This is a genomic window from Bacillus sp. DB-2, assembly GCF_003315125.1.
Lineage (GTDB): Bacteria > Bacillota > Bacilli > Bacillales > Bacillaceae_G > Bacillus_A > Bacillus_A mycoides.
The window spans coordinates 39,271-54,838 of record NZ_QNRN01000011.1 but is presented as its reverse complement, the minus strand read 5'-3'; the positions used below and the strand labels follow the sequence as shown (position 1 = coordinate 54,838).

Sequence of the window (15,568 nt, the reverse complement as noted above, 5' to 3'; positions counted from 1 at the left end):
GTACGGAGTCGAATTAGCCTTCGATAATTTCGTATTCTTCGTCTGCTAATAATAAAATTTGTGTTTTCTTACCTTTGTTTTCAACTTCGATTACATCATATGTACCTAAGTCTCTTAGCTTGCTTTGAGAAGCGTTAACCATAACTTCCATAGAATCAATTAAGATATCTTCTTCAACGTATGATTCAGGTAATGCCATATCTTCAGTATCTAATACACATGTATATAGATTTTGTAAGTTCTCAGCAGTTGGGTTTTGTTCCTCAACATCAATGATGTTTTTTACTGCTTCCATATTTTCTTCTTTTGCTTGATATACTTTAATTTTAGTCATTGTTTTAATCTCCTTTATAACGTAATCTTAGAGGCTGCAATTCATCCCGCAATAACGAGCAGTAGACTCCCACCTCAAGATGAAGAAGTAAATGATGAGGACGGCGGGAGATGACTGCCCGATTGGTGAGGGCTAACCATTAGTAGGAGATAAAGTTCCCTGCTAATAGAAGTTTCACTTTATTATAACGCTTTTTTGTTGAAAGATGAAATTGTTATATGCATTTATAGTGAAAAATATATTTTATTACTTATTTGAGGAACGATTAGTTTCTTAATTTGACAGGCATATGTCTGTATACTTATCTAGACTAATATTAGAGTTATATTGTCCAAGCTTTTCTTACGTGCCTTTCATATTATATTTATTAGGTAAAACATATAGGAAAGGAATGGAGAATCAGTGGATTGTGAGCCGAAACGTGATTGTCAATGTTGTCAAAATAGTATATGTGAATTTTTGAAAAGGTTAAATCCTTATTCTAGGGTTGAGAGTATCGTAATAGACGGAAACGAAATAGTTGTATCCTATTTTATTTCATTTAATGAGATAAAAGGTATAGTGTCGTTTGCACAAGAAGACAGTGAGGTAATATTTGTAGATTGTTCAAGAATTGATGCGATTCGAATAGGGAAAGTTTGTAGTTGTAAAACGAAAGTTAAATTTATCGAAGAGGAATTCAGTTTACTTGGAAATGTTTGTCCACATTGTTTAACTGAGGGAAGTACACTATTCTTCGATTTTAATAACCCTGAATTAAGTTTATCTTTACAGGCAAAAATGATTGATCCACCTAGATGTGTTGAATTTGTAGATGAGCTTGGGAATGTAGTAAAGCAAATTACTATAGTAGGTGAAGCGATTGTTTCTAAGGATTTTGTTCCAGTACCTGAACTGTTAGATTTTCGATTAATTTTATCGGATACAGCTGGGAATCCTTTGAAATTTGGATTGCTATTTATTAATTTCCCTGATGTTACTTATATTATTATTTTAGCATCAAGCGGATATCTTTCCATTTCGAACTGTTTAAAAATAGAGAGTGGGACTAGTAATGCCGAAATAGAAGAGATGAAAAAGATGATAATGAATGACAATAATACGTACAAGTCAATTATTAAGTTGACTAAAATATATAAAAATGGTGCGACGGAATCTTTTATTTCTAAGAAGGAGTTATAACGTATCTATTGATTAACCCTCTTAGTTAAAATTTTATGTTTCGAAAAAATTTATAAAATAATAAAAAACATTACTTTGTTATTATTCACGGAGAACATTTTTAATTAGATAAAAGCTCATTTGTAAGTATTCGAAAAACTATATAAAAGTAAATGCTTAATAGTAGCTTCAGAACAGAAGAAGTCATTTTGGAGTCGCTTGTTGGGTAAATAAATTAAAATTTCATAATAAAAAAGTTCACTCCTTCTATAAATGTAGATAAGGAGAGAACTTTTTTATTACGCATTATGATAATTAGAATTGTAAGAAACTTGATTTTAGTATATTTTTATGAGTTGGTGTATATATCTTGTTTTTTATGTTGCATTTATTCTTTTTGGATTTCAAATGAAATTTCTTTGGCTGCTTTTAAAGCTATTTTTTTAGCTTCTGTTTTAAAATAGGATGCTGCTAAAACGTAGCCACATCGATGTCCCATTGATGTAGGTGGTTTTAAGACAGTTCCTTTTTTAGGTTTTATATAAACTTTCTCTACACCAGGATATTTAGAACTACGGTTCTTTCCTGTAACTCGAATTAGTTTTCCTTTAGATTTAACTGTTAGGTAATGAGTGTATACATATTTATGATGTTTTTTATTTAGTGAAGGTTTATTTCCTAACATTAACTGAATAGTCTCTTGCACTAAGTTGATTCCATGTCCAATTTCAATTATATCATTCATTGCTCCACCTGATATTCTGGGGTTTATCTCAATTAATTTCCAATCATTATTTATTCTCCGGAGTTCTAGATGACAAGCTCCATTTTTCATATTAAAAGCCTGAATAACAGAATTAACTGCATTGAAAAGACTAGTATATAGACTTTTGTCTACCTGTCCTAGTAAAGAATAACCAGTAACAATAAAACGTTCAAAGAGTGTAATTTCTTGTTCAATTACTGCTATAATATGGACTTTTCCATTTTGAACTAAAATTTCGACTAAGTACTGAGGTCCATCTACATATTCTTCAAGAAGAATTTCTTCATTAGGTAGTTTTTTTAAAAGACTTTGTATAGATAAAATTAATTGATTTTTATTTTTTACTAATAATACATCTTTTGATCCTGATGATTTAGGGGATTTCACAATAAGAGGGAAATTTATCTTTTTATTTTTTTTAAGAAAAGATGATAATGGTTCTGTTGGTTTGTAAATTAAATAGTTGAGTGAGATTGGTAAATCTTTAAGGACATTACGAGTTAATATTTTGTTTTCCATCCGATAGATAGCTTCAGTAGATACAATATTTGAGCAGAATTTTTCTGATAAACGTGCAGCCAGATAAACAAAGGGATCAATAAAACTAAAGATCCCTTTTATGTTCTTTCCTGATTTATTTAATTTTTCAATTGTTGTAATTATATTATCATAATCATTTATATCGGTGAAAATCATCTGATGTACATCAGGGAATGTATCACGTTCTTCAATAAATTTTGTTTTTTTTGTTAACAAAACTGTAAAGAAATTAAGTTTTTCAGCTGCTTTGATTGCTTCCCTACTTGATCCAGATTTATTTGTTTCAATAAAAACAATAGTATCCATCTTATGCCACCCTAACCTTAATTATTTTATAAACCCTTAGATTTAATATTTCTATAGGTAGAATATTAAAATGAGGGGAAGCTTGTTCTGGATTTTTCGAAAAATGGTTGAATGAAGGAGAACATGAATATATATATAATGAAGTTGATATTTGTTTTGAAAAAGATCTTTAAAAAGAGGGGAAGAGGAACCGATATGACTATAATTGGTATGCTTCATCATCGGAAAGATCCGAATGTCGTAAAGAAAGCATATACTTATGCTGCTGTAGCCAAAGCTGAAGGTATAAACTTTTTTTATTTTACTTTAGGGAAAGTAAATATAGAGACTGAGAAGATTTTAGGTAAAACTTATGAAAATGGTGAATGGGTTGAACAAGAATTTTCTTTTCCTGATGTTATTTATAATGCAAGTGTTCATGTTAGTGATAAAAATCAGCAAATTTTTGATTATCTATATGATAAAGTTCCATTCACAAGTCATTCAATCGGAGATAAATTAAGTGTATATAACAGAATAAAAAAAGCAGAAAAATTTAAGCAATATCTTATTCCTTTTTATGAATTAAATGATGTTAATAAGTTTTTTGACATGATTGATCGTTATGGAAAAGTTATTATTAAACCAATTTCTGGACATCAAGGTAAGGGTATCGTTTTCATTGAAAAACATGGGATGAATTACAGTATGAATGAGTCAGAACAAATTTCATTAATAAATAAAAAACAATTGCTAAGTTTTTTATCTGATAAGATTCAAGAGAAAGGTTACATAGTTCAACAGTTTATTTCATGTCAAATGAAATCTGGTCATGTTTATGATTTTCGATTGCATGTTCAAAGAAATGGAGAAGGAAAGTGGGTTATTACTTCAATATTCCCGAGAATAGGTCCATTAGGAAGTGTTGTATCAAATATGGCTAGCGGTGGTTATAGTACTTATTTAGATATTTTTTTAAAAACGGAGTTTGATAACGATTGGTATAATATTCAAAGGTATTTAGAACGATTTGCGGTAAGTTTTTCTAACCATTTTAATTCTTTATATAAGGATGTATTATTTGATGAGTTAGGAATTGATGTTGGGATTGATGAAAACCAAAAATTGTGGTTGTTTGAGGTGAATTGGAGACCAGGTGTACCTAATATATTTAATCTTGAATTAGATGTAGCTAGAAATTTAGTTCACTATGCTAGATACTTAGCTGATAAACATAAATAAGAAAAGGAAAATAGAAAATTGCGAATTTAAAGTAAGCGTAAAGTAACTCCAAAATATACATTAAAAGTTGATTTTGGAGTTATTTTTTGTTTACTTCACTTTTTTCGGCACTCTGCATCTAGATGGAAAATCCGTTGACCACGGCAAGACTTTATCAATTGATAGATGATTATATAAATCGAGGTATTGGTTATAGTATTTTCTATAAAGGAGACGTTGTATGCGGTGCATCATCATATAGTATTTATGATGATGGGATTGAAATTGAAGTTGCTACTGATCCGAATCATAGAAGAAAAGGATTGGTGACTGCAGTAAGTACGGCTTTAATATTGGATTGTTTAGAAAAGACGAAATATCCAAACTGGGATGCAGCGAATAGCACTTCTGCTAAACTAGTGGAAAAGCTTGGATATGTTTTTGATAAGGCGTATGATACTTTTTTGTAAATAATAGGTAAATGAACGAGTTTGTACGAATTGAATTTTACAACATAAAAAGGCTAGAAAATCCAATTAAATTAACATCAATTAGCCCTTTTTTATAATTACAAAGATAAAATATCCAAAGATAATTTTACCTAAACTAAAGGTGTTAAGAGAGATGTTAATTAATAGTATTAGAGGGGAGAACAACGACAAGATTGTTTTCATTAGAAGTATTGATAAATTCTATTGGAAAAGGTGAGAGTAAAAAAACGATGTGAATGATAAAGATGAAGTGATTCCACAACAATGTAGGTATAAAAACCGACTTTATTAAGTCGGTTTTTATTTTTTAACAATCAGGTGTTACCCAATATTAAATTGCAGTTGCAAAGATATTATGAGATGAAGAAATCAACAAACTTAAATTTATCTGCCTTAATAAATGTAAGAATAGATTTTTTGAAAGTTTCTTCGAAAATATGGTTATCTTTTTTACTATTGAACTTAATTAACGTATCATTGTATTTTTCCACGTTGAGAGTTAAGAAATTCTATTTTTCATAGGTAAATATACATGAAAATTAAGTACATTAAGTTATGTGTATTTGACTATTAAAGAGAGAGTACTCTTTTTATTTGTAAATGATAAAAGTGACTATGATACAAACCCACGCATTAATAGAAGACAAACATATACAGTATAGAGAGTTAAAAAGCTCTAAATTTTTCATATAAAGGAGATTATAAAATATGAGTGAACAATGCCCAATTAATGTACCATGTCAGGTAGCGGGACAAACCCAAACACCATTAAGTGATGCTGCAGCAACACCAATTACTACTCCAGGAGCACCAATCGTAAAAATACCAGTTGTATTAGCGGAAAGAACAATTCAAATTGTTGTAGAAGCCGATGTTCCATTAGATCCTCCAGCAACTGAGATTAAACGTGTCTTAAAAAATGTATTTTTAACACAAGGTAAGTTAGTTCCTGTAGCATTTACTCCGGTAGTTGGTACACCTTACAACCGAGTTACAAGAGGAAAATTATTTGTACAAGGGTATATTCGTAAAAATATTGAATATGCAAATGATGAGTGTAATGGAGTTCTATATGATCGTATTGCAAATGTTCCATTTTCTGGTTTTGCAGATCTAACAGAAGCTGATTTTCTATCACTAGCTTTAATAGCTGCTTCTTCAGACACTACATCTCATTTTATTAATCCTAACAACGGCGATTTACCACGTTTAGATAAATACTTCTTCCAAAATTCGGTTTTTTATAACGAACAACCATATGTCGAATTAGTAAGTGCTCAATTTTTCGAATTAGACTTTTCACCTTGTCCAACAGAATTAAACGAGCCATTTGGAACTCTTCGTGAAAAAATTGTACTAGACCTTACTTTAAAAGTTTTACAAGTACAACAAGTACAAGTATAAGACTAAAAAAGCATTGTCTTTAATAAAAAGACAATGTCTTTTTTATTATTATAAAACATATATAATGATGGAATGGTCGCGTACAAAAAGCATATTTTTATGAATTTCATCAGATGGGGGGATGGTGATGAATAAGCCATGGGTTGGTAAGGAAATATGGAACAAAGTTTACAAATGGAAAATGCTGAATGTTCAAGATGATTCGCGCGAAATAAGAGAAAAAAAGGAAAGTAAAGAAACAGAGTCAAAAAAAGAAGATGAAGTAATTGAATTAGAGGAAGAAAGTGAAAAAACTAGATCAGCAAAAGAAGATAAAGCGATTGGATTAGAGGAAGAAAATGAAGAAATTGAATCAAAAAAAGAAGAAAAAGTAATTGGATTAGAGAAAGAAAGTGAAGAAAATGAATCAAAAAAAGAAGAAAAAGCAATTGAATTAGAGGAAGAAAGTGAAAAAACTGGATCAGCAAAAGAAGAAAAAGCAATTGGATTAGAGGAAGAAAATGAAGAAATTGAATCAAAAAAAGAAGAAAAAGTAATTGGATTAGAGAAAAAAAGTGGAAAAACTGAATCAGCAAAAGAATATGAAGAAAGAGAATTAGAGCAAGAAGAAATAGCAATTGAATCAAACAAAGAAAGTGAAGAGACTGAACCAGCAAAAGAAAATAAAGTGATTGGATTAGAGAAAGTAGAAGTAGCAAATGAATCAGAGAAAAAAAGTGAAGAAACTGAATCAAAGAGAGAAAGTATAGGTTTAGGATCAAAAATAGAGACTTCAGTGCATTCAATGGTAGTGAAAACGCCATTTTCTATTATTTCAGAAGTGTCTAGCTTTAAAGTATTTCCAAAAATAAATGTGAAAAATCAAGATGCATTTGTATTTCGAAATGAAAAAGATGCGGAGGAGCGTGAATTAGATTCTAAGTTATTAACTACAGTGCAACAATATCATTCGGAGGCTTATTGTAAATTAGTTTCTTTAAATCTTCATGAAAAGAGAGTGCTTGTTGAATTATATAATCAAAAAGTTAAAGGGAATAATGAAGAGAATAAGGTAGAGACATCTTCATGGATTCCTATTCACAGCATAATATTAGAGAGTGGAAATGAAGGAGAAGTAAATAATTATATAACAGCCAGACTACCAGTAGAAATAGGAAAATATAAAGGTGAAATTAGTTTACGAGAAAAAGTGGTATTTACAGAAAAAGTCATAGGAATAAAAGAGGTGGAACAGGAGATTGTTTTGACAAAAACCGAATTTTTAGTACCTAAAGTAAAGAAGAATGGACAAAATAAATTTATAGTTGAAAAAGGGAGCTTATTGGTAGAAGGATATATATATCAATGTATTGAATACATATCAGAACAAAGTACATTTCATGACAATGTGTATCAGTTAGTACAAAATATTGTATTGGAATTAATCATTCAAGTGATACAAGAACAGGAAGTACAAGTGCGAATTACATAAAAATGATTATATTCCCTTGATTAGCTCATTATTTTTATTCGTAGCGTATCAATGCGTAATCTTTTGTAAATCATTCAGTACTATAGAATATCCTCCAAACGGTTTATCCTCAATGAATTCATTTTAATATTTATGAAGGATGATATTATTGCTAGCTAGGATAGTTACTTAATTGTATGAATTTCTTCAGGTTTATGTTTTAAAAAGGTGCTAACAAGTTTGTCAACGAACTTGCTAACACTTATTAAAAATAGGCATAAAATGTGGCGTATATGTTGTTTGAATAAAGAAGCTAATTCACAGATAATTTCTTGTATAATTTGATGTGTAATACAAAGTGCATTGACTCCTTTTTTACAAAACTCACAACTTAAATAGTAAAACATGTTTATCGTAATTTTCCAAACACCAATTATATTTTTTTAGAATAATTGGGTGGACAACTTCTTTCGTAGTATCGACTTCAGTATAGCCATATTTTTTATAAAAGTTTTCTAGTTCCTCGAAAGGAAGACAATACACATTTTGTATTTGTAATTTTTTCGCAGTTTGTACTAAAAATGATACGAGTTCCCCAGCTAATTGTAGACCCCTGAATTTAGGGAGAATAAAAATCCCACCCATTTCAATAGTATTTTCATCTATTTGGACTAAACGTCCAACACCTGCATACTCGTTGTTGTATATAATGATCGCAACTGTGTCTCGTGTTAAATCACTTGGTACAAATCCTATCGATTCATAATGATTATTAACCCATTCTAAATCATTAGATGTAGCTAGTTGAATACTCATATGTATCCTCCCTCAGAAAAAATGTAATATTCTCATTATACACAGTGTAATAACTTGTAAAAAGAGGCTAAAATGAAATCATTTTTATTTGCAGTTCAAGTTTTGAATAATAGTGCATACAATATAAAGTCTTTTCCTTTCTTCATTTTAGTTTTACGTATATAATTTAAAAGTAATATTTTTTATTTTATTTATTATATATTTATAACAGAATAGAGGTTTAAAAATGGGTGTTAAAATCATTACGGATAGTGCGGCGGATTTACCGGTAGAATTGCTGCAAGCATATGATATTGATTTAATTCCACTCCGTGTATATGATGAAGCAGAAACAGAGTATTTAGATGGGGTTACATTAAAATCAGTTACATTACTGCAAAAAATGAGAGAAGGCGCAGTTTATAAAACGTCATTGCCTTCACTTGAAACATTCCAAGAAAAATTTATTTCTTATGCAAAAGAAGGTAACCCTTGTATATATTTAGCTTTTTCATCTGAATTGTCTGGTACATATCAATCGTCAGTTCTCATTAAAAAAGAAGTGAAAGAAACATACACTGATTTAGATTTAGAAATTATTGATACAAAATGTGCCTCACTCGGTCAGGGTATTGTCGTATTAGAGGCTGCAAAAATGGCAAAAGAGGGCGCATCAAAAGAAGAAATATTAAACCGTGTCGCTTTTCTAATGGAGCATATGGAGCATATCTTCACTGTAGCTGACTTACAGTACCTTGTTAGAGGTGGACGTTTAAGTAAAGTAGCCGGTTTCATCGGTGGTTTGCTAAACATTAAGCCAATCTTAAATGTGGATGAAGGAAAACTTGTACCACTTGAAAAGGTACGAGGGAAAAAGAAAGTATTAAGCCGAATTGTTGATATTATGGAAGAGCGTGGGAAAGACCTTAAAGGTCAAACAATCGGTATGACTCACGGTGATGATTTAGAAACTGCCGAAGCATTAAAAGCATTAATTACTGAAAGATTCGGTTGTGAAGTATTTATCGTAAATACAATTGGGGCTGCAATCGGAGCGCATACAGGACCAGGTGCGTTAACATTATTTTTCTTAAATGAAGTAGAGTAAAGGATTGATCTTTTGATCAATCCTTTTTTCTTTAAATAAAATATAGAATTTACTATTTATTAGTGCTTTGTTTTATAGGTAAGAAGGTATAAAGGAAACAAGTGAAGGCTAGTATGAAACTAAATATTTCAGTATCATCAACTACTAAACCATTGTTCCACTGATAAAGGAAGGATGCTAGCAATAAAAGAGTAGCAGCGCCTCCAACATATCTTGCTATTTTTCGTGTTGAATCTTTTTTTGTTTTTACAATCATATTTGTCATCCTTTCATATTTACTAAATAATTCGACAAACTAATTTCTAGGATGTGATATTGATAATTCATCTATTGAGCTCATTTAATTTATTTTCATTTACAATAGATGTCTTCCATGTACTAGGTAAATGTAATTAACCATTCGATCTATTTTAAGAATGATAGTTTACATGTAGTTAAATCCTTTTCATTAAGTTTATCGTAATTCAAGTATATGGCGCCGTCTTTGTTAATAACAAGAAGTAAAATTGTATGAAAAAAGTGGGCAAAAACCTTAAATTTAAACCATTAAATTTAACAAGCTATCTAGAAATAATCATAATATGAATGTAATATTAAAATAAATGATACATTTTTTTACATTTGTGAAATTGTATATTTTATATAGTATGAAAGATTAAGAAATACATAATGACTTATTTAGTGAAAAGCATGAAATGGTTAATTAGGGAGAGAAAAAGATGGAAATTGGGGAACGTATTCGGCAAGTTCGTATGCATAAAGGATTGACACAGGGGGAGCTCGTATCAGAAATATGCTCAGTAACATATTTAAGTAGAATTGAGAGTGGGAAAATCAAACCATCATCTTCTTTTTTAAAACAAGTTTCTAAGAAGCTGGGTGTTGATTGCGATTTTCTCATAGATGGCAATTACGAGGAGATAAAGCTTACTATTCTTGAAATATGTAATAAATATAAAAAAGATAAAATTATAACTGAAGCTGAATTATCTTTGTTAGAATTATACGTTCGTGAAGTGGACGCAATTCCTTTATTACTAAAGACGTATGGCGTCATCATATACTATCATGTCCGAAATAAAAACTTATTATATGTGAAGTTATTTGTAGATCAAGCTTCGCAAATGATTCCAAGTCAGGTGGAAATGCAAGATACTGAGGATTATATTTATTACTTAAGAGCTCGAGGTCTTTATTTTTCTAATAAAGGTGAATATTTTACAGCATATGAAGTTTACAAAAAGATAGAAAATATGCTGGAACTAGAAGAGACAGAGTTGCACGCAGATACGTATTACAATCTAAGTATAGTAAGTCAGAATCTTAATAAAGATCAAAGTATTAGTCGCATATATGCAAAAAAAGCATATAAATTGTATAAAAAGTTTAATATAGAACAATATAAAATTTATGCGCTAATACTTCTTGCGATGCAATATAACAAAGATAAACAGTATGAACAAGCATATGAAATTTTAAAACAAGTAGAAAATGAATCAAAGGTGGAAAATGAGCCATTGAATTTATGTTTTTTGAAATATAATTACGGGAAAATTTATCAAGCATTAAAAGATTATAAAAATGCAATAAAGTGTTACAAGGAAAACTTGATTCTTTGTGAGTATTTACCAAACAAAGAAGGTAAGGTATATACAATTCGGAATTTAATAGAAATTTATATAGAATTAAAAGATTGGCAAACAGTAACTAAACTTATAGATGAGGCATTTGAAATTTTATCGATTTGTGATGTACCGTATGCCCATGTTCAACTATATGGATTTAAAGCGGAAAAATCTAAAATATGGACAGATTATAATGGATATGAGAAGAATATGAAAACAGCAATTGAGATGGGGATAGAAAAACAGCAATATAGCTTGGTTACTGAATTAGCTTATAAATTAGGAGATTATTATTATGAGAATCGTTCCTATAAATTATCTGCAAAGTATTTTAAAATATCAGCTGAAAATAAAATGGATTAAAACAGGGTTTCAGTAATATGTTTTCTTAGTTTATAAATTATTAGGGGTTATCCTAAAGAGTACGTGTTTTAACGCCCTTAGGGAGAAACTTTTTTTATCCCGCATTAGCGGTTCTGTATGGAAAGAACCGCTAATGTGAATTGCATATGCGAAGCAAAATAAAAAAGAAAAAGCCAATGTCCTTAACGTATGGAAATTGGCTTTTGTTTATCTGTATTATAGAAACTGGCCAACTGGAAAATCAAGATTGATAGTGGTATGGCACAACATTGATTTATGGAAGTTCGCTTTCTTTGAAAACAAACGCATTAAAACAACAACTTCTAAGGATTCACTAGATAAAGCATCTTCATCTTCTCTACCAATAAGCACTATATCCGGTAAAACAGGCCAGGAACCAGCGCGATTATAAAAGTGAGCTAAAGATGGTTTACATGTGAATATACCGAAATCTATATTGCTTTGTTTTTCAATCCATTCAGTAGCTGCAGCAACTGTTTGTAAACCTAAGCCTTGCCCATGATAATCTGGATCAGTCGCTACACAACTAAGTCCGGCTATATTAAATATTTGCCCATTATGATGGATAGTTTTGCGCACTACACCTGCATAGCTGACTAACTTTCCATCTATGTAGGAATAAAATGAGCGTACATTAAATTCTTTAAGGTGAGTTTCTGAAATTGTTTCCTTAGGCGTGGAATCGAAATCTGGCCAAACCTGCTGTAGCATTACAGCAATTTCGCGTCGTAATGCATCAGATGCTTGATTATAGTCGGTTGATTGTACAATATGAGTTGTCATAAGTTATTCTCTCACTTTCTACTATGTTTAAATTCTATATATACTCAGTAAAAGCCAGCATCTTTAGATATCGTTAGGGTGGTATTTTTTTCAATTTGTTTGAAATATATTTAAAAATCAGTTCCAGTCATTCGAGCTAGCATAAATGTTATTAAAAATATTGACTCGCAAGTAAAAGCTCTGATTTATTTGATGCTTAATAAGCTAAGAATAACATAAAGAGAATAGTCATTATTTTTTAGAGCATCCTAAAGTTTATCATCTAATAAGCCTGGAGTGAATCTCATGCTAAAGAGTAAACTATCCCTAATAATTTACGGGATTCTAATAATGGTCATATTTGCATCTCCGAAAGAAGGAAACGCAGCTAACATATCTGATAAAGATTTTTATGATTCCTATAACACTTTATTGGCTCCGTATGCAAGTCGAACGATTCAAAGCAAACTTGGACCTTCGCATCAGTATAGTTTAACTGATGTGAAGGTTATAAAAATTGACCGATCCCCCAAATACACTTTTAACTTCATTGTCGTTGCAAAGTATCGAACTTATACAAACGCCCATAACCCACCAAATCATGTTGTAACAATTACTTATAACATTAATCCAAGTGGAGTGAAAGTTATAAACTTCAAACAAAAGAAAGAGTAAATAAACAGTGTAGTCTATACGAACCTAGAAATTCCCTAGTAGAAGTAGTAATACTTACAACTTATATAAATAGGAAGAAATAGAAAATGAAATATCAAATTACATTCATATAAGTTTGAACATTTCAAGATATTAAAATTTTGATAGTTCATATATAATAGTGAAAAGAGTAGATTTTTGTAACTATTTGTAAAAAAAGGAGGGTGCAAAATGAATAAAATAATACAAGCCCAATCTCAATGGGATTTGGACAGGCTATATCCTCAAGAACAAAACTTCACGTTTTCTATAGAAACGATAGAAAGATTAAAAATTGAATATAAAGCAACAAAAGACTCAGTAATCCTTTCACAACTTATACAGGCTATCGAAAAAGCAGAGTATTACTTATATTGCCGTGCTGCTGAAGATGAGAAGCATCCTGAAAATACTTTACTAAGTGTAAAAGTAAATCAATTAAAGAAAGAAGTTCAACTATTAATAGAATCTAGTAAGGGACAAAGTGTTAATACAAATCATTCAAGTATTAAACTAATAGAAAATGAATTAAAAGCTTGGGAAGATATGTATACACAATTACGAAATAAAATAGAAGTAATACACGATAAAGAGACTTTATCATTTGGACAAGCAAATTACGTTGTGATGAATAGTGATGATCATAATGAAAGATTAATAGTATTTGATTCTCTTACAAATGCTTTGAATAAGGAAAAAGATATCTTTGCTACTGTATTGAATCAAATAGGAAGATTACGTCATGCTAAAAGTGATGAAATGGAAGGAACAGAGATTTTAAAACAATCACTACAAGCAAATGGCATCTCTGAAACTGCATTATCCCAGATGTGGAATGCAACGGAACAAAATCTTACGAAGCTAGTAATTGCGTTAAACGGTTATAAAAAAGGAAAGAATTCAATTACATGGTACGAGCTAATGACATGGAAAGAAAGTAATGAGACTGTTATTCCTTTTTCAGTAGCAGTAAAAAACATATATGATGCACTAAAAAATATAGATGAAGAATTGGCACAGTTCGCACAGAATGCAATAGCGAATGGCTGGATCGATGCTGAACCGAGAGATAATAAACCACCGGGTGGATTTTGTGCTCCTTTTTTCAGTGAAAAAGAATCTCGCATTTCACTTCGTTATGATGGAACAATTGATAGTGTAAGAGTACTTGCTCATGAACTAGGACACGCTTGGCATTTTTATGTTATGAGTCTTGAACAATCTACAACATTTTTAGATGATTATCTGCCAATGAGTACAGCTGAATCAGCGTCTATTTTCTTTGAAACGGTAATCATGAATTATTTAATTCAAACAACAGATTGTGTAGAGATGAAAAAGTCATTGCTTAGCTGGAAAATAAGAAATAGTTTTAATTATGTTATGGCAATTCGTGCATCGTTTCAGTTTGAGAAGAAGTTTTATGAAGAATGCAAGGAAGGTCCTTTAAGTGCTGATGAAATTGAGAAATTATCTATAGCCGCGCAAGAAAAGGCATACGGGAATGCACTAACAGAATATCAACCGTTTGTTTGGATGAAATACGTTCAGTTTTATATAGCAGATGTTCCTTTTTACAATTATCCATACACATTTGGGTATTTAGCGAGTTTTAGCTTAATTGAAATAGCAAAGGAAAATAAAAATAAAAATGCATTTCATTTGAGGTATAAAGAGTTTTTACGAGAAACAGGAAAGGCCACAGTTGAAGAATTGATGAAAAAACATTTTGATATTGATCTAACGGAGTATGAATTTTGGAATAAAGCTTTTATGCAAATTCATAAAGATATTGATGAATATTTGCAAATTAATTAAGGGGACTACATACATGAACAGAATCGGCATTATCGGAGCAATGCAAATGGAAATAGACTTACTATTAGAAAAACTAATCATTAAAGAGGAATATACTATTGCGGGAATACCTTTTTATAAAGGAAACTTCATGGATACAGAAATTATTATTACGCGATGTGGTGTAGGAAAGGTAAATGCTGCCGCATGTACACAAATTTTAATTAATAAATTTGATGTGGATTCTATCATTAATACAGGTGTTGCGGGTGGATTACATCCGGATGTGAAAATTGGCGATTTAGTTATTTCTACAAATGTTACGCATCATGATGTTAATAAACATCAAATGAAGAATCTATTTCCGTTTCAAGAAGCTTTTCATGCAAGTGAGGAATTAAGAGATTTAGCCCGAAAAGCTGTTAATAGTAGTAGTTTAAATATTACTGTTCATGAAGGAAGAATCGTCAGCGGAGAATGCTTCGTCGAGGATTCAAAATTAAAGGAGCAATTAGTCACTGAATATGCACCTCATTGTACAGAAATGGAAGGAGCAGCAATTGGACATGTTGCTTATATAAATGACATACCGTTTCTCGTTTTGAGATGCATTTCTGACAGTGCAGATGATTCAGCGCAAGTTTCATATGATGACTTTGCGAAAATTGCAGCGAATTATTGTTCAGAAATTATTGTTGAGATGCTTAAAAATATTTCGAGTAAAGCTGTATTGTAGTTCATAAGTAAAGAAT

14 protein-coding genes and 1 pseudogene are annotated in these 15,568 nt (G+C 30.6%); 10 read left to right on the top strand and 5 right to left on the bottom strand.

Going from position 1 to position 15,568, the window contains the following annotated elements; all coding sequences use genetic code 11:
• Positions 1–13: 13 nt before the first annotated feature.
• The gene (locus tag DET63_RS18980) at positions 14–334 is read right to left on the bottom strand and encodes a hypothetical protein (RefSeq protein WP_113937504.1); all 321 of its coding nucleotides are present in this window, start codon (positions 332–334) and stop codon (positions 14–16) included.
• 402 nt (positions 335–736) lie between these two features.
• Between DET63_RS18980 and DET63_RS18975 the strand changes: the two genes are divergently transcribed.
• Positions 737–1,516: a BC_2878 family exosporium-associated protein gene (locus DET63_RS18975; RefSeq protein ID WP_113937503.1), complete on the top strand. Its 780-nt coding sequence runs from the start codon at positions 737–739 to the stop codon at positions 1,514–1,516.
• A gap of 367 nt (positions 1,517–1,883) precedes the next feature.
• On the opposite strand, the gene DET63_RS18970 is transcribed toward DET63_RS18975, so the two are convergent.
• Positions 1,884–3,107 (bottom strand): ATP-grasp domain-containing protein, encoded by a 1,224-nt coding sequence (locus DET63_RS18970; protein ID WP_113937502.1) that lies wholly within the window; start codon positions 3,105–3,107, stop codon positions 1,884–1,886.
• A 123-nt stretch (positions 3,108–3,230) separates the two neighbouring features.
• On the opposite strand from DET63_RS18970, the gene DET63_RS18965 reads away from it, so the two are divergent.
• The 4 genes and pseudogenes from DET63_RS18965 to DET63_RS18945 all read left to right on the top strand — a co-directional run bounded on the left by DET63_RS18965 (position 3,231) and on the right by DET63_RS18945 (position 7,673).
• Positions 3,231–4,328 carry a YheC/YheD family endospore coat-associated protein gene (locus tag DET63_RS18965; protein ID WP_113937623.1) on the top strand — a complete coding sequence of 366 codons (1,098 nt, stop codon included), beginning with the start codon at positions 3,231–3,233 and terminating at the stop codon, positions 4,326–4,328.
• Between the two features lie 152 nt (positions 4,329–4,480).
• Positions 4,481–4,788: pseudogene (locus tag DET63_RS18960) on the top strand (GNAT family N-acetyltransferase); the annotation flags it as partial.
• A 718-nt stretch (positions 4,789–5,506) separates the two neighbouring features.
• Positions 5,507–6,202, top strand: coding sequence for a CsxC family protein (locus tag DET63_RS18955; protein WP_002065863.1), 696 nt, complete (start codon positions 5,507–5,509; stop codon positions 6,200–6,202).
• Positions 6,203–6,329: 127 nt separating this feature from the next.
• Entirely contained in the window at positions 6,330–7,673 is a 1,344-nt protein-coding gene (locus tag DET63_RS18945) for a BC_2427 family protein (RefSeq protein ID WP_113937501.1), read from the top strand.
• A gap of 363 nt (positions 7,674–8,036) precedes the next feature.
• Here the strand turns inward: DET63_RS18945 and DET63_RS18940 are convergent, their stop codons facing one another.
• Positions 8,037–8,468, bottom strand: a complete 432-nt coding sequence (locus DET63_RS18940) for a GNAT family N-acetyltransferase (protein WP_113937500.1) — start codon at positions 8,466–8,468, stop codon at positions 8,037–8,039.
• A gap of 226 nt (positions 8,469–8,694) precedes the next feature.
• Between DET63_RS18940 and DET63_RS18935 the strand changes: the two genes are divergently transcribed.
• Positions 8,695–9,555, top strand: coding sequence for a DegV family protein (locus tag DET63_RS18935; RefSeq protein ID WP_113937499.1), 861 nt, complete (start codon positions 8,695–8,697; stop codon positions 9,553–9,555).
• A 52-nt stretch (positions 9,556–9,607) separates the two neighbouring features.
• Here the strand turns inward: DET63_RS18935 and DET63_RS18930 are convergent, their stop codons facing one another.
• A complete protein-coding gene (locus DET63_RS18930; protein WP_002110388.1) occupies positions 9,608–9,811 on the bottom strand; it encodes a hypothetical protein in 204 nt (67 codons plus the stop codon).
• A 463-nt stretch (positions 9,812–10,274) separates the two neighbouring features.
• On the opposite strand from DET63_RS18930, the gene DET63_RS18925 reads away from it, so the two are divergent.
• Positions 10,275–11,543 carry a helix-turn-helix domain-containing protein gene (locus DET63_RS18925; protein ID WP_113937498.1) on the top strand — a complete coding sequence of 423 codons (1,269 nt, stop codon included), beginning with the start codon at positions 10,275–10,277 and terminating at the stop codon, positions 11,541–11,543.
• Positions 11,544–11,759: 216 nt separating this feature from the next.
• On the opposite strand, the gene DET63_RS18920 is transcribed toward DET63_RS18925, so the two are convergent.
• Positions 11,760–12,347, bottom strand: coding sequence for a GNAT family N-acetyltransferase (locus tag DET63_RS18920; protein WP_002084997.1), 588 nt, complete (start codon positions 12,345–12,347; stop codon positions 11,760–11,762).
• 285 nt (positions 12,348–12,632) lie between these two features.
• Between DET63_RS18920 and DET63_RS18915 the strand changes: the two genes are divergently transcribed.
• The 3 genes from DET63_RS18915 (at position 12,633) to DET63_RS18905 (ending at position 15,552) form a co-directional block, all read left to right on the top strand.
• Positions 12,633–13,001, top strand: coding sequence for a DUF3888 domain-containing protein (locus DET63_RS18915; RefSeq protein WP_113937497.1), 369 nt, complete (start codon positions 12,633–12,635; stop codon positions 12,999–13,001).
• 210 nt (positions 13,002–13,211) lie between these two features.
• Positions 13,212–14,837 carry a M3 family metallopeptidase gene (locus tag DET63_RS18910; protein ID WP_113937496.1) on the top strand — a complete coding sequence of 542 codons (1,626 nt, stop codon included), beginning with the start codon at positions 13,212–13,214 and terminating at the stop codon, positions 14,835–14,837.
• Between the two features lie 13 nt (positions 14,838–14,850).
• A complete protein-coding gene (locus DET63_RS18905; protein WP_113937495.1) occupies positions 14,851–15,552 on the top strand; it encodes a 5'-methylthioadenosine/adenosylhomocysteine nucleosidase in 702 nt (233 codons plus the stop codon).
• Positions 15,553–15,568 lie beyond the last annotated feature (16 nt).